The following is a 22,321-nucleotide window of genomic DNA, read 5'->3' as shown; positions in this document are numbered from 1 at the left end:
ACCCGGGGATGCGAAGTTCAGTTCCGGAGGATCTCATGCTTTCGTCGCATGTTGCCGCGCGCGCGGGAATCGGGAACCTGTTGATTCCGGATGAACCTTGTTCATCCTGGAACCGGTGACGTAAAGTTCCACCTTGAGATGGGATGACGAGCGATGTGGAGCCTGCCACCGAGCGACAGCGTGCTGCATTTACTTTCCCTGGTCGCGGTCGCGGCGCAGGGGATGACGGCGGCGCTGGCCGCGGGCCGGCGCAGCATGGACTGGCTCGGCGTCTGCTTCCTCGGCTGCATCACCGCGCTCGGCGGCGGCACGCTGCGCGATCTCTTCCTCGGCCATTATCCGCTCGCCTGGGTGCAAAACCCCGTCTATCTCGCGCTGAGCGGCGGAGCGGCCTTCATCACGATCCTGATCGCGCGCCTCGTGCATCGGCTCAAGCTGGCCTTCATCGTGTTCGACGCGATCGGCCTTGTGGTCTTCACCATGGCGGGCTGCGACGTCGCCTGGCAAATGGATGCCTCGCTGCCGATCGTGATCGTTTCCGGCATGGTGACGGGCTGCGCCGGCGGCGTGCTCCGCGATGTCCTCTGCAACGACGTGCCGCTGCTGTTTCGCTCGGAGCTCTACGCCAGCGTCTCGGTGGTGACGGGCCTGTTCTATGCCACCGCGTTCGGGCTGAAGATCAACGACGAGCTCTGGACCATTCTCACCTTCGTGCTCGGCATCAGCTTCCGCCTGCTCGCGGTCCACTACAAATGGGAGATGCCGAAGTTCGTCTTCACGGGAGATGAGAAGTAGCTGCTCTTTCTTACCTCGCCCCGCTTGCGGGGAGAGGTCGGATTGCATCGCCAGATGCAATCCGGGTGAGGGGCACTCTCCGCGCGTCCAACTCTCACCGTTTTTGCGGAAGCAGCCCCTCACCCCAACCCTCTCCCCGTAAGAACGGGGAGAGGGAGCTGACTACGGCCCCTGGCTCCGTGCCTTCCCGACCTGAGCCGCCGTGACCAGCGGCGCCGCATTGCCCCAGGAGTTGCGGATATAGTTCGTCACTGCTGCGATCTGTTCGTCCGACAATTGCCTGGCATAGGCGGGCATCTCGCCGGTGTTGGGTGCGCGCGGCGTCGTCACGGTATGGGCACCGTCGAGGATGACGCGGAGCGTGGAGGACGGATTTTCGGATTGCAGCAGCGCATTGCCCGGCAGCGGCGGGTAGATGCGCGGCGCGCCGGAGCCGTCGGTTTCATGGCAGGCGATGCAGAACTTCGCATAGACCGCTTGTCCCACCTTCATCTCGCTCTCCAATGGTGGCGTCGCCGCGGGCTCGCTCGGTCCCGGCGGCAACCCCTTCAGATAGATCGCCATGGCGCGCACGTCGGCATCGCTCATCTTCGAGGTCGAGTTGACGATGACCTCGGCCATCAGCCCGTCGGCATGGCTCTTGGCGTTGCGTCCGCTTTGGAGATATTCGGCGATCTCGTCGACGCTCCACGACTTCAACCCGCTCCGCGCGGCACTATCGAGCCTTGGTGCGAACCAGCCACCCACCTCGTTGCCCGAAAACGCCAGCTCGCGCTTGTCGGCGCCGAAATAGTTCTTCGGCGTGTGGCAGGCGCCGCAATGGCCGAGCCCGGTGACGAGATAGCCGCCGCGATTCCAGGCCGCGGTCTTGAACTGGTCGGGCTCGAACAGGCCGGGCTTGAAGAACAGCCAGTTCCAGGCGCGCATCAGGGATCGATAGCCAAACGGCCAGCGCAACTCCGGCGGCTTGACGCGGTTCGCAACGGGCGCCTGCGTCGAAAGATATGCGCGGATCGACAGCGTGTCGTCCTTGGTCATCTTGGTGAAGTAGGGGTAGGGGAACGCCGGATAATAATAGGAGCCATCCGGCGCGATGCCGAAGCGCAGCGCGCGGGTGAACTCGGCATCCGTCCAGGCGCCGATTCCGGTGTCGCGATCCGGCGTCAGGTTCGGCGCATAGATCCCGCCAAAGGGTGTATCGATGCGCTTGCCGCCCGCGAACGGTTTTGCGGGATCGGCGGTGTGGCAGCTCGCACAGTCGCCGGCTTCCACCAGCGCCTTGCCGTGGGCGATCGCCTCCGGCGACGGCTCGCTGGCGGTCGCTGCGACTGCACTGCACAACGTAAGCCCTGATACCAGAGACGCCAGAATCGTCCGCATTCCCGGCCTCCCCCTGCGACCAACCGCCATGGGACGCATTATAGACGCGTTACGTCGTTTCGCGACGCCCAGGGTATGCTGACACAAATTGAAAAGGCGGGCGGACTTGCCGCCACGAAATTGCGATTTTCGAGAGTAGCCCGCTTTGGTCCAGATTTGTGATGCGGAGGCTTAAAATTCCGACATAGAGTGGCGCGGGCACCCGGGGCGCCCTAGCTAAAAACAACGGGCACGCCAACGACTTAAGAGGGCGAAGAGGACAAAAATGGGCATCAACCAGGGTCCGATCAGTCTCGATCAGAAATACACCCAGTCCACCGGACACGTCTTCACCACGGGAATCCAGGCGCTGGTCCGCCTGCCCATGGCCCAGATCCGGAGCGACCGCGCCGCAGGGCTGAACACCGCCGGCTTCATCTCCGGCTATCGCGGCTCGCCGCTTGGCGGCTATGACCAGCAGCTCTTCGCCGCCCGCAAGCATCTCGAGCAGTACAACATCAAGTTCCAGCCCGGCGTGAACGAGGATCTCGCCGCCACCGCGATCTGGGGCTCACAGCAGCTCAATCTCTCGCCCGGCGCCAAGTACGATGGCGTGGTCGGCATCTGGTACGGCAAGGGCCCCGGCGTCGACCGCTGCGGCGACGTCTTCCGCCACGGCAATGCCGCTGGCTCCGCCAAGAACGGCGGCGTGCTGTGCCTTGCCGGCGACGACCACGGCGCAAAGTCGTCGACCGTTCCGCATCAGTCCGACCATGCCTTCATCTCGGCGCTGATGCCGTATCTCTATCCCTCCAGCATCCACGAGATGATCGAGATGGGCCTCCTGGGTATCGCGATGTCGCGCTACTCGGGCTGCTGGGTCGGCATGAAGGTGATCACCGAGACGGTGGAGACCACCGCCGAGATCGATCTCACCGACGAGATGAAGCCCTTCATCATTCCCTCAGACTTCGAGCTGCCGCCCGGAGGCCTCAATCTGCGCTGGCCCGACGATCGCTTCGAGCAGGACCGGCGCCTCCAGGACTACAAGGGCTATGCGGCGATCGCCTTTGCGCGCGCCAACAAGGTCAACCGCGTCACGATGGATAGCCCGAACGCCCGCTACGGCATCATGGCGTCGGGCAAGAGCTACGAGGACGTGCGCCAGGCGCTGCGCGAGTTAGGGGTCACCGAGGAGGTCGCCGCCAAGATCGGCCTTCGCCTCTACAAGATCGGCATGCCCTGGCCGCTGGAGCCGGAGGGCGTAAGGCAGTTTGCCGTCGGTCTCGAGGAAATCTTCATCGTCGAGGAACGCCGCGAGATCGTCGAGAACCAGGTCAAGCAGGAGCTGTTCAATTGGCGCGACGACGTCCGCCCACGCATCGTCGGCAAGATGGACGACCACGACAAGCGCTTCCTCACCTTCGCCGCCGAGCTCAGTGTCGCCTCGCTTGCAAGCTCGATCACCGAACGGCTCCTTCGACTTAATCTCAACCCTGAGATTGCGGAAATGCTCCGCGCCAAGGCCGACTGGTTCAACGGCCGCCAGGCGACCCAGATGCAGGCCACCGCGCCCGTTTCCCGAACCCCTTATTTCTGCTCCGGCTGTCCCCACAACACATCCACGAAGGTCCCCGAAGGCAGCCGCGCGCTTGCCGGCATCGGCTGCCATTTCATGGCGCTGTGGATGGACCGCTCGACCGAGACGTTCACGCATATGGGCGGCGAGGGCGTGCCGTGGGTCGGCATCGCGCCCTTCACCAACGAGAACCACATTTTTGCGAACCTCGGCGACGGCACCTATTTCCACTCGGGAATTCTCGCCATCCGCCAGGCGATCGCCTCCAAGGCCAACATCACCTACAAGATTCTCTACAACGACGCCGTCGCCATGACCGGTGGCCAGCGCCATGACGGCGATCTCTCGCCGCAGAAGATCATGGCCCAGCTTCACGCCGAGGGCATCAGCGAGATCTACCTGGTCTCCGAAAATCCCGACGCCTATCCGGCCAACACCATCGCGCCCGGCGTGAAGAAGTATCATCGCGACGAGCTCGAGAACGTCATGAAGATGTGCCGGGAATACAAGGGCACATCCGCGATCGTCTTCGTCCAGACCTGCGCCGCCGAAAAGCGCCGCCGCCGCAAGCGTGGCCTGATGGAGGATCCGCCACGCCGCGTGATGATCAACCCGGCGGTCTGCGAGGGCTGCGGCGACTGCTCGGTGCAGTCGAACTGCATCTCGGTCGAGCCGCTGGAAACCGAGTTCGGCCGCAAGCGCACCATCAACCAGTCCTCCTGCAACAAGGACTATTCCTGCCTCAAAGGCTTCTGCCCGTCCTTCGTCACCATCGACGGCGGCGCGCCGCGCCATCGCGCACCGGCGGAGCTTGCTGATATCGGTGAGCTGCCGGAGCCCACCTCGCGCCCGGCCCTGGACAAGCCCTACAACATCGCCGTCGGCGGCGTTGGCGGCACTGGTGTCCTGACCATCGGCGCGCTGCTCGGCATGGCCGCCCATATCGAGGGCAAGGCCTCGATGATCCTCGACATGTCCGGCCTCGCGCAAAAGGGCGGGGCGGTGCTGAGCCACGTCCGCCTGTCGGATCATCCGGCCGAGGTGACGTGCTCGCGCATCGTCACCGGCACGGCCGATCTCGTGCTCGCAGCCGACGAGGTCGTCGCGGTCGCCAAGGACACGATCTCGCTCTGTGACTCCAGCCGCACCCGCGGCATCATCAACAGCCACGTCATTCCCACCGCCGACTTCATCCTCAACCGCGACTTCAACTTCCAGACCCGCAAGCTGAACGCGGTGCTGGAGACGGCGCTGCACAAGGACTCCACTTTCTTCGACTTCACCAAGCCCGCGGAACAGCTTCTTGGCGATGCCATCGCCACCAACATGATGATGATGGGCTACGCCTATCAGAAGGGGCTGCTGCCGGTCGGCGCCGAGGCGATCGAGCAGGCGATCGAGGTCAACGGCGTCGCGATCAAGATGAACAAGGAAGCCTTCCGCCTCGGCCGGCTTGCGGTCGCGGACCCGAAGCGGCTCGCCGACATGCTGAAGGGGCAGGACGAGGTGGTCGCGCCGAAGAGTCTGGAGGCGATGACGCTGGACGAGATCATCGAGCATCGCGCCAAGCATCTTACCGCCTACCAGAACGGCCGCCTCGCAAAGCGCTATCGCAAGCTGGTCGACCAGGTCCGCGACGCCGCGGTGAAGGGCGGCCATAGTGATGCGCTGCCGCGCGCGGTGGCGATCAACTACGCCAAGCTGCTCGCCTACAAGGACGAATACGAGGTCGCGCGGCTCTTCACTGACGGCCAGTTCGAGCAGCAGCTTCGCGACCAGTTCGAAGGCGACTTCAAGTTCAGCTTCAATCTTGCCCCGCCCATTCTGGCGAAAGGCGTCGATGCACAGGGCCGCCCGAAGAAGCGCGCCTTCGGCCCGTGGATGCTCGGCGTGTTCCGCTGGCTGGCCAAATTCCGCTTCCTGCGCGGTACCCCGCTGGACATTTTTGGCTACTCGGCCGACCGCAAGCTCGAGCGCGACCTGATCCGCGGCTACGAGAAGGACGTCGCCACCGTGCTCGGCCTGTTGTCGCCCGTCACGCACGACACCGCAGTGGAGCTGTTGTCGCTCCCCGACCGCATCCGCGGCTACGGCCCCGTGAAGGACAAGGCAGTGCAGGCCGCCAAAGCCCGCTACGCCCAGCTCGCCGCTGATCTTGCGAGCCCGCCACCGGCACCAAGGCAGATCGCGGCGGAGTAGGGCGGTCGCACCCCAAAACGCATCTGCCGTAGGGTGGGCAAAGGCGCAAAGCGCCGTGCCCAGCATCTCTCCAACACCTCGGCAGAAGAGGTGGGCACGCTTCCGCCTTCGCCCACCCTACGGAATCCTGCTTTTCGCTACCGCTGATCGAACGGCACCTTCAGCTCGTCGATCCGTTCGAACGTCTTCTCGGCAAGACATCCATACGCCCAGCCCAGTCGTCCCGAGCCGCCGGGCTGCCCGATCACGCCCCAGCACTCGGCCTCGCGGTAGCCGTCCCAAGCCTTCTGGCTCGAGGCAATCCGTTCCGCCCAGCTCGGGCCTTGAAGGGGAGGAGGCCACGTGCCTCTTGCTCGCGCGTCTGCTTCAAGAGCGGTCGCTTGGTCGATTCTTTGACGATAGGTCTTTTCGAGTTCGGCTTGCGCTGCGCGATAGAGATCGTGCAGACACTCGCGCTGCTCGGCGTTCGACCCGCGATCGAAGCAGGCCTTCACGCGAACGTCCTCGGCGATCGCCTGGCCAGGTGAGGCCAACAGCAGGATCAGGCCGACGCAGGACACGCCGATCGAAGTCTTGGTCAGTGCAGTCTCCCTCGCGCGGTGATGGCGCCCGGCCGGTGCCATTTGTGGCCGCCGCGCGCGAGCTGGTTCAACCGGGAAGGGTACTATTCGTTGTGCCGCCCAACGGGCAACACACACCACCGCTACTTTGCATGGGGTTGATTTCGACAAAATGGGTTTGAGTTCGATAAAAGAGAAATCGCTTGTGTCGTCGGGCAAATCACCTTTACGGTTTTGCCCGATCGAAACTCTCGTGCCCCGGACGCAGCGCAGCGCTTCCCTGGCGATGCGAAGCATCGTCCAGAAGCGGTGCGCTGCAGAGCCGGGGCCCATATTGCAATGATCTGCGCAGCGGCGTGGGTCCCGGCTCTACGCAGCAACGCTGGCGCGTTGCAGCGCGTCCGGGACACGAGAGTGTGCGCTTGCGCCAACCCGCTACCCTCTCGCGCGGCGGAATATTTCCGCGCTTGCCAAGGCCGCCGCAGCGCGTCAGAAAAACGGAGCAAGAAGAAACGCCAGCGGAGACCAGAGTTTTGACCATCAAGGGCAAGGCCTACATTGCCGGGATTTTTGAGCACCCGACCCGGCATGCGCCGGACAAATCAACCGCGCAGCTCCACGCCGAGGTCGCCAAGGGCGCAATCGAGGATGCCGGGCTCAGCAAGGACGACGTCGACGGCTATTTCTGCGCGGGCGATGCGCCGGGCGGCGCCTGGCCGATGGTCGATTATCTCGGCCTGAACACCAAGAAGCTGCGCCACGTCGATTCCACCGAGACTGGCGGCTGTTCCTACATCATCCATCTCGGCCATGCGGCAGAAGCGATCGCCGCGGGAAAATGCTCGATCGCGCTGATCACGCTCGCGGGCAAGCCACGCACGGGGGTGATGCCGCCGCGCGCGGCCGGTGCCGAACTTGATTTCGAGTCCGCGTACGGCGCGACCACCCACAATGCCTACGGCATGTGTGCCATGCGCCACATGCACGACTATGGCACCACCCCGAGCAGCTCGCCTGGATCAAGGTCGCAGCCTCCCATCACGCGCAATACAATCCGCATGCGATGCTGAAGGACGTCGTCACCGTCGAGGACGTGCTGAACTCGCCAATGATCTCCGATCCCCTGCATCGCATGGATTGCTGCGTGGTCTCCGACGGCGGCGGCGCGCTGATCGTGACGACGCCGGAGATTGCCAAGAGCCTGAAGAAGCCGCAGGTCAGACTGATCGGCCATGGCGAAGCGATGAAGGGCCCGCGCGGCGGCAAGGATCTCGACCTCACTTACTCCGCCGGAATCTGGTCCGGTCCGCGCGCCTTCGACGAAGCGGGCATCACGCCAAAGGACATCAAGTACGCTTCGATCTATGACAGCTTCACCATCACCGTCTTGATGCAGCTCGAGGACCTCGGCTTCTGCAAGAAGGGCGAAGGCGGAAAATTCGTCGCCGACGGCAATCTGATCTCGGGCGTCGGCAAGCTGCCGTTCAACACCGATGGCGGCGGCCTCTGCAGCAATCATCCCGTCAATCGCGGCGGCATGACGAAGATCATCGAGGCTGTCCGGCAGTTGCGCGGGCAAGCGCATCCGAAGGTGCAGGTTCCGAATTGCGATCTCGCCATCGCCCACGGCACCGGCGGACTCCTGGGCGTGCGTCATGCTGCCTCGACGGCCATTCTGGAGCGTGTGTGATGAGCGAGACAAAAAAATATCTGGCCCCGATGACCAACCCCGAGACCGCGCCGTTCTGGGAAGCGGCTCGCCAAGGCAAGTTCATGATCAAGCGCTGCACGTCTTGCGGCGAAGCCCACTACTTCCCGCGGGCGATCTGTCCGTTCTGCTTCTCCGACAAGACGGTGTGGGAGGAGTCTTCGGGCGAGGGCACCATCTATACCTACAGCCTGATGCGGAAGTCGCCGACGGGACCGTATGCGATCGGCTACGTCACGCTGAAGGAAGGTCCCTCGCTCCAGACCAACTTCGTCGATTGCGATCTCACGACGCTGAAGATCGGCCAGAAGGTGAAGGTGGTGTGGAAGTCCACCGACGGCGCACCATTGCCGTTCTTCACGCCGGTCTAACTTCTTCCCTTCTCCCCTTGTGGGAGAAGGTGGCGCGAAGCGCTGGATGAGGGGTTCTCTCCATAGAGAGATTACTCAACGCGGAAGCAACCTCTCACCCAAACGAATTTGCCGCACCGTCCTCGCTGCCCTCTCCCACAAGGGGAGAGGGCACTTCAACTGGCAGCGGCGCTGAACTATCCGGGGAGGAAACCGAAAAACATGTCCGCCAGATACGAAGAGCTGAAGAACCTCAAAAACCTCGGCCAGAAATACGCCTACAGCGACCGCGAGGTGATGCTCTACGCCTATGGCATCGGGCTCGGCGCCGATCCCATGGACGAGAACGAGCTCGCCTTCGTCAACGAGGGCACACTGACGCCGCGGCCGCTCAAGGTGGTGCCGACCTTTGCCTCCGTCGCGGCCTGGGGTTCGGGGCCAGGCGAGATGAATCTCAACCGCGTCATGGTGGTCGACGGTGAGCGCGACATCACCTTCCACCAGCCATTGCCGGCCGCGGCTCACATCACCGCCGACTCCTCGGTGCTCGAAGTCTACGACAAGGGCAAGGACAAGGACAAGGGCGTGGTGATCAGCCACCAGACCGTGCTGAAGAACGAGAAGGGGGAGAAGCTCGCGACCCTCGTCGCCTCGCGCTTTGCCCGCGGCGACGGCGGCTTTGGCGGGCCGAACCTGACGCAGCCTGATCCGCACAAGATCCCGTCGCGCGCGCCGGATAGAACAGTCGACATCTCCACGCGCCCCGACCAGGCGCTGGTCTATCGCCTCTGCGGCGACCGCAACCCGCTGCACAGCGATCCCGAGTTCGCCAAGAAGGCCGGCTTCCCGCGCCCGATCCTGCACGGCATGTGCACCTACGGCATCACTTGTCGCGCCGTGCTCCAGACTTATGCCGACTACGATCCAAGTGCCTTCCGCCAGCACATCGCGCGGTTCTCATCGCCCGTCTATCCTGGCGAGATCGTGACCATGGACATGTGGAAGGACGGCAATGTGATCTCGTTCGAAGCCAAGGTGAAATCGCGCGGCGTCACCGTGATCAAGAACGGCAAGACGGTGCTGGGTTAGCTCTCGTGCCCCGGACGCAGCGCAGCGCTTCTTCAGCGGTGCGCTGCAGAGCCGGGGCCCAGAGGGTTCGCGAAAACTGGGTCCCGGTTCCGCGACGCAGCGTTTCACGCTGCATCGCGTCCGGGACACGAGAGAACAAGAACAGGGAGAAGCCACCATGGGACTACTCGACGGCAAGGTTGCGCTGATCACCGGCGCGGGCGGCGGGCTCGGTGAGGCCTACGCAAGACTGTTCGCGCGGGAAGGGGCGGCGGTCGTCGTCAACGACCTCGGCGGTCCCCGCGACGGTTCCGGTGCCGACACTTCGATGGCGCAGCAGGTGGTCGACGCGATCAAGGCCGAAGGCGGCCGCGCCGTCGCCAACGGCGCTGATATCTCCACCATGGAGGGCGGCCAGTCCGTGTTCGACGACGCCATCAAGCACTTTGGCCGCGCCGATATCCTCGTCAACAATGCCGGCATCTTGCGCGACCAGACTTTTGCCAAGGCCGCAGAAGCCGACTGGGACAAGGTGATCAAGGTGCATCTGAAGGGCACCTTCTGTTGCACGTTGCCGGTGTTTCGCTGGATGCGGGAAAATGGCGGCGGCGTCATCGTCAACACGTCCTCCACCTCGGGCCTGATCGGCAATTTCGGCCAGAGCAATTATGGCGCGGCCAAGGGCGGGATCTGGGGCCTGTCCAACGTGCTGGCGATCGAGGGCCGCAAATACAACATCCGGATCTGGACGCTGGCACCGGGCGCGCTGACCCGCATGACCGCAGACCTGCCCCGCTATAAGGAGAACCCCGGTGCGGCGCTGGGGCCGGACGGCATCGCGCCGGCCGTGCTATACATGGTCAGCGATTTGTCGGGCGACCAGACCGGCAAGGTGCTGGGCGTGTCCGGGCCCCGCGGCGTGCGCGAAATGCGGATGATGGAGATGGAAGGCTGGAAACCGCCGCACACGGGCTGGAAGGCCCAGGACATCGCCGATCACGCCAAGGAGATCTTCTTCTCCGAGGAGGAGATCAAGAAGTCGGCGCGGCGGTTTTAGGCTTTTCTGTCATTCCGGGGCGTGCGAAGCACGAACTACGGTGCGCAATTGCGCACCTGAGAACCTCGAGATTCCGGGTTCGGCTCTGCGAGCCGCCCGGAATGACGAATGAAAGGATAGAGCACTTATGAAACTCACCGCCGAAGCCAAGGGCACCTTCGCGATCGCGCCGACGCCGTTCCAAGATGACGGTCGCATCGACGAGCGCTCGATCGACCGCCTGACCGATTTCTACGAGCAGGTCGGCTGCGACGGCGTCACCGTGCTCGGCATTCTCGGTGAGGCGCCGAAGCTCGATGCCGCCGAGGCCGAGCAGGTGGCGGTGCGCTTCGTCAAACGGGCGAAGAAGATGCAGGTGATCGTCGGCGTCTCCGCGCCGGGCTTTGCCACCATGCGCTCGCTGGCGCGTGCCTCGATGGATGCGGGTGCCGCCGGCGTGATGATCGCGCCGCCGCCGTCCCTGCGCACTGACGATCAGATCGTCGGCTATTTCAAGCAGGCAGCCGAAGCGATCGGGCCGGACGTGCCGTGGGTGCTTCAGGATTATCCGCTGACGCTCTCCGTCGTGTTCACCCCCGCAGTGATCCGCAAGATCGTCATGGACAATCCGAACTGCGTGATGCTCAAGCACGAGGACTGGCCGGGGCTGGAGAAGATCTCGACGCTGCGCAACTTCCAGAGGGACGGCTCGCTGCGGCCGCTCTCGATCCTCTGCGGCAATGGCGGCATGTTCCTGGACTTCGAGATGGAGCGCGGCGCCGACGGTGCGATGACCGGCTATGCCTTCCCCGAGCTCCTGATCGACGTCGTGCGCCTCTCCAAGGAAGGCAAGCGCGATGCCGCGCATGATCTGTTCGACGCCCATCTGCCGCTGATGCGCTACGAGCAGCAGCCGGGCGCCGGCCTCGCGGTGCGCAAATACGTGCTCCAGAAGCGCGGCATCATCGCCTCCAGCGCGCAGCGCAAGCCCGGCGCGACGATCACGCCTGCGGCGAAGGCGGAGGTCGAGTATCTGCTGTCGCGCGTGGCCCGCATCGACAAGCGGGCCAATCTCCAGCCGCAATCGAGCGCCGCAGGTTAGTTGCATGCCCGAGACATCAGCATCACGCCCCGCGTCGACGATCCTCCTGCTGCGCGACGGCACGGGTGTCGACGGCAAGAGCTGCGCCGAGGTTGAAGTCTTCATGATGGTGCGTCACCATCAGATCGAGTTCAACTCGGGTGCGCTGGTGTTTCCCGGCGGCAGCGTCGATGCCGGCGACAAGGAGATCATCGCGCGGCCTGCGCTTTACGCGGGCGGCGAGGGGCTCTCCGAATCCGATCTCGGCTTCAGGATCGCGGCGATCCGCGAGACGTTTGAGGAGAGCGGCATCTTGCTGGCGCGGGAGAAGGGCTCCTCCGCGCCGGTCGACGCCAAGCGTGCCGGTGCGATCGCGGACGCTCATCGCGTCGCGCTCAACGAGCACAAGATCAGCTTCCTCAGCATCCTCTCCGACAACAGCCTTCAGCTCGCGCTCGACGCGCTGGTGCCCTATGCGCACTGGATCACGCCGGAGGGCATGCCAAAGCGCTTCGACACCTGGTTCTTCCTCGCCGCTGCGCCGCCCGATCAGCTCGGCGCTCATGACGGGCGTGAGTCGACGGACTCGATCTGGGTGTCGCCGCGCGAAGCCGTCGAAGGCGGCGAGAGTGGCCGGTTCAAGCTGCCGTTCCCGACGACGCGCAACCTGATCCGGCTTGCTAAGCAGCCGACGGTGACGTCCGCTCTCGATCATGCCCGCGGCATGTCCATCGTCACGGTGATGCCGGTGATGACGAAGACCGAAACGGGTCGCCAGCTCCGCATCCCCCGCGAGGCCGGCTATGACGGCGAGGTGTTCGAGGTCGGCGCCCTCGGCTGAGACACTTCGATAGACGACGAACTATTTCTTGCTGGCGGCGCTGTAGAGTCCGCTCCGGTCATATCCGGACGGAACGCGCGCCATGGACGCCTCACAGCGGCAATCGACGATCACCTTCGAGCTCGCATTGCTGCTCCTGCTTGCGACGCTCTGGGGCGGCTCCTACACCTTCATCAAGCTCGGCGTCGCCACCATTGCGCCGATCACGCTGATCGCGGCACGCACCGCGATCGCGGGCACGTTGCTGCTGCTGGTCATGCGCCTGCGCGGCACCGCCATGCCGACTGATCTTGCGACCTGGCGCCGCTTCGCCTTCCAGGCCTGCCTCAACAGCGTGGTCCCCTGGACCCTGATCGCCTGGGGCGAGCGCTATGTCGATGCGTCGCTCGCCACCATCCTCAACTCGGCCGCGCCGATCTTCACCTTCCTGTTCACGGCCCTGGTGACCCGGCACGAAGCCACCACGGCGCGAAAACTGTTCGGCGTCGTCGCCGGCATGGCCGGCATCTGCCTGATCGTCGGCGTCGATGCATTCTATGACATCGGCCGCGGCCTCGCGGCCGAAGCTGCGATCGTCGCGGCAACGCTCTGCTATGCCTGCGCGGCCATCTTCAGCCGCGGCTTCAGGGGGCTCGATCCTATGGCGCCCGCCGCGGGCTCGCTGCTCGCGGGCGCCGCGGTCCTGATCCCGGCCTCGCTTGCCATCGAGCAGCCCTGGACGCTGTCGCCATCGGCGGGTTCCGTCCTCGCGCTGCTGGCGCTCGCCGTGTTTTCGACCGCGGCGGCCTTCGTGATCTATTTCCGGCTGATCCAGACCCTCGGCTCGGTCGGCACCACCGCGCAGGCGTATTTGCGCGTGCCGATCGGCGTCGCCATCAGCGTGGCGTTCCTCGGCGAGAGCCTGAGCCGGACGGCGTGGATCGGGCTCGCCTCGGTCGTCATCGGCGTCGCCGCCATGACCATCCCGGTGAGGGTCGCGCCGATGGCTAAAGTATCATAAAAACCGGGCCGTACGACCGGTCGAGGCATGTTCCCCCGGGGGTGGAATACGTCGTATATTGGGGCCGTATGGAGTCCGGTCCTGACCAAATGCCTGCCGAACTGACGCCGAATTCGCACCCGAAGCGAGCATTTTCGCTTTCGATCGGTCAACTGACATTCGGCAGCTTCATCCTGGTGCTGGCCGTGATCATCGTCACCTCCACCGCGAGCGTGATCGCGATCCGCCACATCGATTCGACCTTCGCCGAGCTGCAGCGCCTGCAAAGCGTCGGCGACCTCGCCGAGGATATCGACCGCCGCATGAACGATCTGCGGCTCGCCGCGCGCGACTTCGTCACCGATCCCGGCGCCGGCATCCAGTTCAAGCAGGTGGGCGAAGCCGCCTCGACGCTGAGTGACATCCTGAAGAAGACCCGTATCGAGCTCGCCCCCGAGCAGCAGGACATGATTGACGGGGTCAGCGCGCGGCTTGCAACCTATCGTAGCGGCCTGGACCGGATCTCGACCTTGATCGACCGCCGCGCCCAGTTGCTCGCCGGCCTGCCGCCGCTGCGCGAGGCGTTCGATGCGGCCGTTTCCCAAACCGCGGACCGGGAGCTCGCATCCCGGCTGTCCGAAGCTCAGAGCCGGATCGCGCTCGGCTTGCTGGCCCGCAATCCGTCAGCCGCCGAGCAGGCGGCGCAAAGCATGCGGACGTTGACCATTCCTGATGCCAGGCTGAGATCAGCGGTCGGTAACTATTCCGAAGCCATCATCGCCGTCGCGGTCCGCGAACGTCAGATCGCCGATATCGACAGCGAGGTGCTGGGTACCGAGGGGCGCCTGATCGGGCGCGTCACCGACTTGCTGCGCGAGGTCAGCGCCCGGCGCGGGCATGTGCTGTCGCGCGATTTCGCCCGGACGCTGGCGGAGGCGAGATGGCAGAGCATCGTGCTCGGCACCATCGGCGTGCTGATCGGCATCATTGCCGCAGGCTTCGTGGTGCGCCGGACGGTGCGTCCGTTGGCCCAGATCGCGCGATCGATCCGCGCCCTTGCGGCAGGTGAGAAGAACACGTCCATCCCGTCCGCCGATCTCGACAACGAGATCGGCGACATCGCGCGCGCCGCGGAAGTCTTCCGCCGGGCGCTGGAGGAGGCAGACACCGCGCGCGAAGCGGCGGTTCGCGCGCTCACCGAGCAGCGCCTCGCGGAAGAAAGCTATCGCAAGCTGTTCGAGGGTTCGGTCGACGGCATTTACGTCACCACGCCGGCCGGCGATCTCCTCAACGCCAATCCGGCGCTGGCGCGGATGATGGGCTATGACAGCCCGCAGCACCTCATCGACAGCATCAACGACATTGCCCATACCATCTACGTCCACCCGGAGGCGCGCGCGGAGTATCAGCGGCTGATGGAGCGCGACGGCATGGTGCGCGAGTTCGAGTACCAGGTGCGCCAGCGCAGCGGCGACATCCTGTGGCTATCCGACAGCGCGACCGGCGTGCGGGACGAGGAGGGCAAGATCGTCCGTTACGAGGGCACGCTGCGCGACATCACCGACCAGAAGCGCGCGGAAGACGCCATCGCCGAAGGCCGGCGGCTGTTGCAGCAGGTCATCGACACCGTGCCGGCCGTCATCAACGTCAAGGACCGCGACCTCCGCTACGTGCTGATGAACCGCTACATGGCCGGCATCTTCGGCATCGAGGCAGGTGACGCGCTTGGTCGCACCACCGCCGACCTGATGTCGCGCTATGGCGCGGCCAAGACCGACGAGAACGACAAGCGGGTGCTGAAGTTCCGCAAGGGTCTCGGCTTCTACGAGGAGGAGTACAAGGATTCCTCCGGCAACATGCGGCAGTGGCTGGTCAACAAGCTGCCGCTGCTCGATGCCGACGGCGAGATCGAGCGGATCGTCACCGTGGCGCTCGACATCGGCGAGCGCAAGCGCGGCGAGCAGGAGATGCGCAAAGCGAAGGAGGCCGCCGAAACTGCGCTGCGCAATCTGCGCGAGACCCAGGCCTCGCTGATCGAGGCGGAGAAGCTCGCCGCCCTCGGGCGGCTGGTTGCCGGCGTCGCGCACGAGGTCAACAATCCCGTCGGCATCAGCCTGACGGTGGCGTCCGCGCTGGAGCGCAAGACCGCGGTGTTCTCGTCCGCGGTCGAGCGTGGCGAGCTGCGCCGCTCCACGCTGAATGAATACCTCAACACCAGCCGCGATGCGTCCGGGCAGCTCGTCGCCAATCTCAATCGCGCGGCCGAGCTGATCCAGTCGTTCAAGCAGGTGGCCGCCGACCGTAACTATTCGGATCAGCGCACCTTTGACCTTGCCGACCTCACCGAGCAGGTGGTGCTGAGCCTGCGGCCGGGCCTGCGCAAGCACAACTTGACGCTCAATGTCGAATGCCAACCCGATCTGACCATGAACAGCTATCCCGGCCCGTACGGTCAGGTGCTGACCAACCTGTTCCTCAATGCGGTCGCGCACGCCTTTCCGGACGGCCGGCCCGGGACCATCGACATCCAGGTGCGCGAGTCCGGCAAGGACAATGTCGAGATCATCTTCTCCGACAATGGCTGTGGCATGTCGCTCGACGTCCGCCGCCGCGCCTTCGATCCGTTCTTCACCACGCGGCGCGACCAGGGCGGCACTGGCCTGGGCTTGCACATCGTCTACAGCATCGTCACCAACCGGCTGGGCGGGCGGCTCGATCTCGACTCCGAACCCGGCGGCGGCACGCGCATCCAGATGATCCTGCCGCGCGTCGCGCCGCTGGAACAGGCCGCGGAATAGCGCATCCCTAGTCGATGTCTGCGAGCTTGCGCAGCGTGGCGCCAAAGATCTGGCTCGCCTTGCCGACGAGCGCGGTTCCCGTCATCTCCGCGCGCCCACCTGTGAAGGTGCCGCTGACGCCGACGCCGACCGGCGCCGGACCACCGAACAGGGGATTGTCGTCGCCGCGCGGGGAGGTGTGCCGCTGCACCAGCACTTCACCCTTGAAGGTGTTGTCCTTCACCGTGTAGCTGCCGGTGTAATAGAGATAGGCATCGCCGCCGAGAATCTGGCCGTCGCGAAACAGGATCACGCCGCTGCCTTTGCCGACGCGTCCATCGAGCAGCGTCACGTGAATCGAATAAAGACCGTTCTTCATGACGTCCCGTGGCCGGCTGCCTGCGCGCTCGGCGCGCCGGTCTGATGTTTATGCCAAAGCGCCATCGCTCGTGCAACGCGGCAGTTCGCCCGCACCCTTCGCGCCAAGCCGTAGTTGTCCCGGCTTGCGCATGACAGGGGTATGACGGCCTCATAGTGCAGCGAGGCCCGATGAAGCGAATCAAGTTGGCCCGCGAAATGCATAAACCCTAGTTGCACCGGCCGCGGGGTGCTGGAGCAAGACGAATGACCAACTGGATCAATTCCGGCGGCGATGAGCCGCGTCTATGCAGTGCGCGTGTAGACAATGTCAGTTGCGAAGCAAGCGGTTGTGAAACAAGCTGTTGTGAAGCAAGCTGTTGTGAAGCAAGCTGTTGTGAAGCAAGTCATGGGCAGATCGGCGGTTCAACGCGCTGGAGACGCGCAGCGAAACTCGGCTGTGCCATACTCCTGGTGGTGCTTGCGGCCCCGTTCGGGCACGCGCGCGACCGCGGCCAATTCGTCAACACCAATGCCGAATTGAAGGCGTGGTTTGACGGCTTGCGCAGCGGCAAAGGGCCATGTTGCTCCGATGCCGACGGGTCGGCGATCTCGGATTCCGATTGGGAAAGCAAGGACGGGCACTACCGTGTCCGCGTGCCGCGCTATGGCTTCATGATCAACGGCCAGCAGCAGGAACTGGTGTGGGTCGATGTCCCGGAAGAAGCCGTGATTTCGGAGCCGAACCGGGTCGGACGCACCATGGTATGGCCGATCTACGGCTACATGGGCGTCGCGATCCGCTGCTTCATGCCGGGCAGCATGACATGACATGACGATGTCTGATCCGGCGTAGCTCGGTGGAGCTGCGCCAGATCGATCGGGCGATGTCGTACGTCTCAGGTGTATTTCTTGTCGCGCTCGAGCAGCTCGACTGAAATACCTTCGGGGCCGCGGATGAAGCAGACGCGAACACCGGGCCGGATCGTGGTCGGTTCGCGGGTGAACTCGACGCCTTTCGCCTTCATTTCGGCGGCGACGGCGTCGATGTCCTTCACGGTGACGCCGAAATGGTCGAGTCCCTGATGGGGATGGGGCGGGGGCGGGTTCATGGGCTTGCCGGGCTCGAGCGGAGCAATGAAGATGTTGGCGCCGCCGAGCTTGACGTCGATGCGCGCCGGGCCGCGTACGATCTCGCCACCCAGCACGTCCCGCAGCCAGGCCGCCGTCGCCTCCGGATCGGGGCTGCGCAGATGGACGTGGTCCCAGGTGACTTCCGGCATTTCATTCCTCCCGTCGGGCTTTGCGGCGTTGCGGCCATGTTAGCGATCCCCTTGGCCGATCGCCACTTGCGCATTCCTGTTACCCGAGATTCGGCTGCCCACGGGAACCCAAATCTGCCTTGCGGGTTGAAGGATTGGCCCGAGGAATCGCCGCAGAACGGGCCGTATTGGCGCGTTAGGTAGGAGACGGCACGCGCGAGACGCGCGTCGTCGCATATTGGGTGACGCATCCATGCTCGCAGGGCTCTATCGCGTCGATCTCAACGGTCTCGTCAAACTCGGTGCGTTGCTGAGGCCGGCTTTCTCAGTGGGGCGAAAAAGCCCGTTGTGGCTTGCGGCAGCGGTTCTGGCTGGCGGCGGCGCGTGGGGGCTGATGTCCGCCTCTGAAGGCAATGAGAGCGACGGGATCGAATTGGCAACCGTCCAGCCTGAGCCTGCGCAGTCTGTGCCACCGGCAGCCGTAGCCGCCCGGGTTTCAGTGCCGGCCGAACTCGATCGCTTGCGGATTTCATCGCAAACTTGGCGCCGTGGCGGGCTCGGATCGCGAGCACTGGTCACCTTCACGCTGCGAAATGACAACGACTATGCCGTGAAGGACGTCGAGATCCTCTGCGCCTTCACCCGCCGTGATGGCAGCCATCTCACCGATCGCAGGCGCGTGCTCGGCGAAACCGTGAACATGAAAAGCCGTAAGACGTTTGCGCATGTGCAAGTCGGCTTCGTTAACGTAAACGCCAGTCAGGCCAAATGCTCGCTCGCCGCAGCGCGACGCGTCTAAAAGGGGCATTTGTCGCGGTAGCGGAAAAGTTACCGTCACGCCGTCGAAAAAAGTTCGCGTTCTCGTTGAACCGGACGGGCGGCACAGGAACCAATTAAAGGATCGCCGGTTGAGGCGAAGGGCCCGCGTGCTGCTGTGCGGGGTGGAGCGCTCCCAGATGCCCATCCTTCGGTATTTCATGTTTGTCGGTGGCGCTTTGCTTGCGCTGCTATTGGCCGTGAATTTCGTGCTGCCCGAAGGGCCGATCGCCCAGAGCGTTGTGACATCGAGCAACGAGGCGCCGCTGATCCGGATTCGCTCGGATCGCAAGCTGCCGGAACGTGTGGTGCTCGATACCAGCCAGCCAACGATTGCGTCGACCGCGCCGGTGAACACGGCGAGCGCTGCTCCGCAACCGCAGCCGAACGTCTCCCCGGCACCCGGCGATATGTCCGCCAAGGCACGGGTCCGCGAAACCTTCGCCCAGTTCATCCCAACGGAACCGAATGCGGCGTCGGTCAAGAAGGTCCAGCCGAAGCGCAAGGTCGCCAGGCGGTCTCCGCAGCCATACTACTATGGGCAGCCGACTTATGGTTTTGGGCAGCCGATGTTCGGCAGGCCGATGCGCGTGGCGCAACAGCCCCATTTCGGGCTCTTCAACACGACCTGGTGAGCGTCCGTCGACCTGCCCGGATCGGGCAGGTGGGGCTTTTGCTCGGCTAGCCTCTCTGCTAATCCCAATGCATCCGAACGGTCGGGCCCCCAGCCTGACGAAACTCGGAACCCGCCCGGTCCCGGGCAGGACGCGCTCGTAGCTCAGCTGGATAGAGCATCGGATTTCGATTCCGAGGGTCGGGAGTTCGAATCTCTCCGAGCGCGCCAGTAAAATCAATAACTTAGGCGTCACATTTCGCAGCTTACGGCAGCGAAGACCAAGGCACGAGAAGCCAAATGCGGCGATCGGGTTAGCGACCGATCAGGCCGATCTGCGCCGTCCAAACGTCACGATACGCGCCAAGGCCGGCGATCGGGGCTGCGGGGACGGGCATCGGCGCCGCGATGGGGTAGGAAGGCGGCCATTGCGCAAGCATTGCGGCACCGCGCGCCGTGCCCGCGGCGTCCTCCGCCGCAAAGACGCGCTGGGTTGGTCGTAGCGCGCCGAGCGTCTGACAGAAAAGAAGATTGCCGGCGAAGGTCCCTTCTACGATGAGATCGCCGCCGGTCGCTCCCATGCGCGTCAGCATTAGATCGCTGACCAGAGCGCAATAGAGCGTCGCAAGTGCGGTCCGATCGCGCGGTGCGACTTCGCCGCGGATCACGCCTTTGGTCGTCGCATAAGGTCCGCCATGGCCGGAGAAGCAGGGTAGTGCCATCGTGCCCGAGACGATGACGCGCTCGATCGCGTCAAGATCCGGATTGCCGCCGCCGCCCGCGATGGCGGCGTATTCGCGTCCGCCCATGAAGCGTCCGCAGGCGATGGGTCGGCCCTGCGCGTCGACGTTGGCGAGCGTGTCGTCGCGAGGATCGAGCCGATCGAGCGAAAGGCCCACGCACATCAGGATCACCCAGGTGCCGGTCGACAACACGCTGAACGGCGCCTGGCGCGAGACGAGGTAGGGCAGAAGTGAAGCGTTGGAATCGTGGATACCGCAAAAGACCTGGGTTTCAGGCGCGAGCCCGGTTCGCGCGGCGATTTCGGGCTTGATCGGACCGAGCGGATCGAAGGCGCGGCGCAGCGGCGGCAGCAAGTGGTCGACGTCGAGAGCTTTGACGAGACTCGAGACCTGCCCCTGTCGCGGCGCCCAGAGATCGGTATGGGCGCCGAGGGTCGTGACTTCAGAGACCGCGACGCCGCTCAGGCGCCAGGTCCAATATTGCGGATAGCCAACGAAATGCCTCGCTTTGGCGAAGAGGTCGGGACAGCGCCACTTCTGATAGGCGAGTTGTAGACCGAGATTGAGACCGGCCGGCAGTTTCGGCGACAGGCTCTCCGAAAAGGGCGGCCGCAGCCTTGCATAGTCTGGCTCGATCGCTTCTACGCCCGTGAATTCGTAGTCCATGACCGGAGCGGCGAGTTCGCTCTCGCCAATCAAAGCGCCGGCTGCGCCATGAGCGGTCGGAACGATCGCACTGATCTGATGCGTGCGTGCGGCCTCACGAAGCGCATCGAGGAAGAAGTTCCACGCGCTCTCGACATCTTCGTGCGGATAGGGTGGGCCCGGCCGAATGCAGTTGGGCGCCGACTTTTCCCAGAGAAGTCGGCCGTCGTCGAACAAGGCAAGCTTTACGTTGGTCTTGCCGATGTCAAGGACTGCGACCGTCTGGCTCATCGTCAAGCTCAAGGCAGATGGAACATCTCGACAAGCAAACATCACCGCCGTGTCATGGCCTTACGGCCATGACAGCGGAGGACAAGAGTGCGTCGCCCGACCGCGTTCTGCGGCCGGGCGACCTGTCCGGATCAGAAGTCGAAGTCCTTGATGTTCTGCTTCGTGAAGATGAAGGGCGAGCCAAGCAGGATCTCGCTGCCATTGACCACGTTCAGCTTGCCGAGCTTGCCCGCGTCCACCGAGGTCGCGCCGGGCTTCAGGCTGCCGTCGACCACGGCACGCATCACGTAGGTCGCGGCATAGCCGAGATCGACTGGATTCCAGAGCACGACCGACTTGACGCAGTCCGCGTTGACATACGGCTTCATCGCATTGGGGGTGGCAAGGCCGACCACCGCCACCTTGCCGCAGAGCTTGGCCTTGGTCACGGCTTCCGCCGAAGCGGGCGTCGCGACCGAGGTCATGCCGAACAGGCCAGCGAGCTTGTCGCCATGCTTGTTGATCAGCGTCGTCGCCTGGTTGAAGGACAGGTTGTTGTCCTCCTGCGCCTCGACTGTCTCAAGCCATTTCAGCTTGGGATGACACTTCTGCGCATAGGCCCACATCTCGGCGATCCAGCGTGCCTGGTTCGGCGTGGTGAAGGTCGAGGTGACGATCGCAAAGCTCTTGTCCTCGCCGGCCTCCGTGGCCATCGAGTCCATCATCGCCTTGGCGATGCCGTTGAACTCGGCCTGGTTGACGAACCATTCGCGCGCATCCGGCGTCGAGTTGGCGTCATAGCCGACGACATGGATGCCCTTCGACAGCGCCTTCTTAAGCACCGGCGCGATCGCCACTGGATCGTTGGCGGCGAAGAGAATGCCGTCGACGCCGCTGGTGATGTAATTGTCGATGAACTTGATCTGCTCGTCGATCTTGGCTTCGGTCGGGCCGTCGGTCTTCACCGTGACATTGCCGAGCGCCTTGGCGGCGTCCTGCATGCCTTTCGACGTCGCGTTGAAATAACCGATGCCGATCAGCTTCGGCACGTCGACCAGCGTGATCGGTTTGCCGGCCTTGTCGGCCGCGTTGGTTGGCCGGCCGCCGTCATAAGGCTTGGCCGCGGGCGCGGCGTTGGCCTCGCCAGCCGAACAGGCAAGCGGATTGACCGGCAGGTCGTCCGCACCGTCCCATCTCTTGTCCGCGGCCGAGGCCGTTCCGGCCAGCAGCGTCGCGCCGAGGAATGCAGCAGCTAATCCGAGTTTCATTTTGTTTTCCTCCCA

Annotated in this window: 18 protein-coding genes, 1 tRNA gene and 1 pseudogene; 14 read left to right on the top strand and 6 right to left on the bottom strand. The window is 64.3% G+C overall.

Annotation, left to right across the window (positions count from 1 at the left end; translation table 11 throughout):
- Window positions 1-153: 153 nt before the first annotated feature.
- The gene (locus tag NLM33_RS09990; RefSeq protein ID WP_254095897.1) at window positions 154-795 is read left to right on the top strand and encodes a trimeric intracellular cation channel family protein; all 642 of its coding nucleotides are present in this window, start codon (window positions 154-156) and stop codon (window positions 793-795) included.
- A gap of 162 nt (window positions 796-957) precedes the next feature.
- Here the strand turns inward: NLM33_RS09990 and NLM33_RS09985 are convergent, their stop codons facing one another.
- On the bottom strand, window positions 958-2,175 hold the full coding sequence (locus NLM33_RS09985) for a cytochrome c (RefSeq protein WP_254095896.1): 1,218 nt from the start codon (window positions 2,173-2,175) through the stop codon (window positions 958-960).
- Window positions 2,176-2,440: 265 nt separating this feature from the next.
- On the opposite strand from NLM33_RS09985, the gene NLM33_RS09980 reads away from it, so the two are divergent.
- On the top strand, window positions 2,441-5,932 hold the full coding sequence (locus NLM33_RS09980) for an indolepyruvate ferredoxin oxidoreductase family protein (protein ID WP_254095895.1): 3,492 nt from the start codon (window positions 2,441-2,443) through the stop codon (window positions 5,930-5,932).
- Between the two features lie 137 nt (window positions 5,933-6,069).
- Here the strand turns inward: NLM33_RS09980 and NLM33_RS09975 are convergent, their stop codons facing one another.
- Window positions 6,070-6,789, bottom strand: coding sequence for a lysozyme inhibitor LprI family protein (locus NLM33_RS09975; protein ID WP_254095894.1), 720 nt, complete (start codon window positions 6,787-6,789; stop codon window positions 6,070-6,072).
- A 236-nt stretch (window positions 6,790-7,025) separates the two neighbouring features.
- On the opposite strand from NLM33_RS09975, the pseudogene NLM33_RS09970 reads away from it, so the two are divergent.
- The 8 genes and pseudogenes from NLM33_RS09970 (at window position 7,026) to NLM33_RS09935 (ending at window position 16,353) form a co-directional block, all read left to right on the top strand.
- Window positions 7,026-8,182: pseudogene (locus NLM33_RS09970) on the top strand (thiolase domain-containing protein).
- Complete coding sequence (locus NLM33_RS09965; protein WP_254095893.1) at window positions 8,182-8,571, top strand: Zn-ribbon domain-containing OB-fold protein; 390 nt, start codon at window positions 8,182-8,184, stop codon at window positions 8,569-8,571. The pseudogene NLM33_RS09970 and the gene NLM33_RS09965 overlap by 1 nt, the downstream one beginning before the upstream one ends.
- 201 nt (window positions 8,572-8,772) lie before the next feature.
- Complete coding sequence (locus NLM33_RS09960; RefSeq protein ID WP_254095892.1) at window positions 8,773-9,639, top strand: MaoC family dehydratase; 867 nt, start codon at window positions 8,773-8,775, stop codon at window positions 9,637-9,639.
- A gap of 157 nt (window positions 9,640-9,796) precedes the next feature.
- Entirely contained in the window at window positions 9,797-10,675 is an 879-nt protein-coding gene (locus NLM33_RS09955; protein ID WP_254095891.1) for an SDR family oxidoreductase, read from the top strand.
- Between the two features lie 127 nt (window positions 10,676-10,802).
- Window positions 10,803-11,756 (top strand): dihydrodipicolinate synthase family protein, encoded by a 954-nt coding sequence (locus NLM33_RS09950; RefSeq protein WP_254095890.1) that lies wholly within the window; start codon window positions 10,803-10,805, stop codon window positions 11,754-11,756.
- 4 nt (window positions 11,757-11,760) lie between these two features.
- Window positions 11,761-12,576 (top strand): NUDIX hydrolase, encoded by an 816-nt coding sequence (locus tag NLM33_RS09945; RefSeq protein WP_254095889.1) that lies wholly within the window; start codon window positions 11,761-11,763, stop codon window positions 12,574-12,576.
- A gap of 82 nt (window positions 12,577-12,658) precedes the next feature.
- Complete coding sequence (locus NLM33_RS09940; RefSeq protein ID WP_254095888.1) at window positions 12,659-13,576, top strand: DMT family transporter; 918 nt, start codon at window positions 12,659-12,661, stop codon at window positions 13,574-13,576.
- A gap of 89 nt (window positions 13,577-13,665) precedes the next feature.
- Window positions 13,666-16,353 (top strand): PAS domain S-box protein, encoded by a 2,688-nt coding sequence (locus tag NLM33_RS09935; RefSeq protein WP_254095887.1) that lies wholly within the window; start codon window positions 13,666-13,668, stop codon window positions 16,351-16,353.
- A gap of 7 nt (window positions 16,354-16,360) precedes the next feature.
- Here NLM33_RS09935 and NLM33_RS09930 read toward each other — a convergent pair whose 3' ends face one another.
- Window positions 16,361-16,711: a GrlR family regulatory protein gene (locus NLM33_RS09930; RefSeq protein ID WP_254095886.1), complete on the bottom strand. Its 351-nt coding sequence runs from the start codon at window positions 16,709-16,711 to the stop codon at window positions 16,361-16,363.
- 245 nt (window positions 16,712-16,956) lie between these two features.
- Here NLM33_RS09930 and NLM33_RS09925 point away from each other — a divergent pair, with 245 nt between their 5' ends.
- Window positions 16,957-17,520, top strand: a complete 564-nt coding sequence (locus NLM33_RS09925; RefSeq protein WP_254095885.1) for a hypothetical protein — start codon at window positions 16,957-16,959, stop codon at window positions 17,518-17,520.
- Window positions 17,521-17,588: 68 nt separating this feature from the next.
- Here NLM33_RS09925 and NLM33_RS09920 read toward each other — a convergent pair whose 3' ends face one another.
- Window positions 17,589-17,972, bottom strand: coding sequence for a VOC family protein (locus NLM33_RS09920; RefSeq protein WP_254095884.1), 384 nt, complete (start codon window positions 17,970-17,972; stop codon window positions 17,589-17,591).
- A 232-nt stretch (window positions 17,973-18,204) separates the two neighbouring features.
- Here NLM33_RS09920 and NLM33_RS09915 point away from each other — a divergent pair, with 232 nt between their 5' ends.
- The 3 genes from NLM33_RS09915 to NLM33_RS09905 all read left to right on the top strand — a co-directional run bounded on the left by NLM33_RS09915 (window position 18,205) and on the right by NLM33_RS09905 (window position 19,611).
- Window positions 18,205-18,750, top strand: coding sequence for a hypothetical protein (locus NLM33_RS09915; RefSeq protein ID WP_254095883.1), 546 nt, complete (start codon window positions 18,205-18,207; stop codon window positions 18,748-18,750).
- A gap of 157 nt (window positions 18,751-18,907) precedes the next feature.
- Window positions 18,908-19,402, top strand: a complete 495-nt coding sequence (locus tag NLM33_RS09910; RefSeq protein WP_254095882.1) for a hypothetical protein — start codon at window positions 18,908-18,910, stop codon at window positions 19,400-19,402.
- 132 nt (window positions 19,403-19,534) lie between these two features.
- A tRNA-Arg gene (locus NLM33_RS09905) sits at window positions 19,535-19,611 on the top strand.
- Window positions 19,612-19,694: 83 nt separating this feature from the next.
- Here the strand turns inward: NLM33_RS09905 and NLM33_RS09900 are convergent.
- Window positions 19,695-21,059, bottom strand: coding sequence for an FGGY-family carbohydrate kinase (locus tag NLM33_RS09900; RefSeq protein ID WP_254095881.1), 1,365 nt, complete (start codon window positions 21,057-21,059; stop codon window positions 19,695-19,697).
- 131 nt (window positions 21,060-21,190) lie between these two features.
- The gene (locus tag NLM33_RS09895; protein ID WP_254095880.1) at window positions 21,191-22,306 is read right to left on the bottom strand and encodes a substrate-binding domain-containing protein; all 1,116 of its coding nucleotides are present in this window, start codon (window positions 22,304-22,306) and stop codon (window positions 21,191-21,193) included.
- Window positions 22,307-22,321 lie beyond the last annotated feature (15 nt).

The organism is Bradyrhizobium sp. CCGUVB1N3, from assembly GCF_024199925.1.
GTDB lineage: Bacteria > Pseudomonadota > Alphaproteobacteria > Rhizobiales > Xanthobacteraceae > Bradyrhizobium.
The sequence above is the reverse complement of the archived record's forward strand: the minus strand, read 5'-3'. Positions and strand labels throughout refer to the sequence as shown.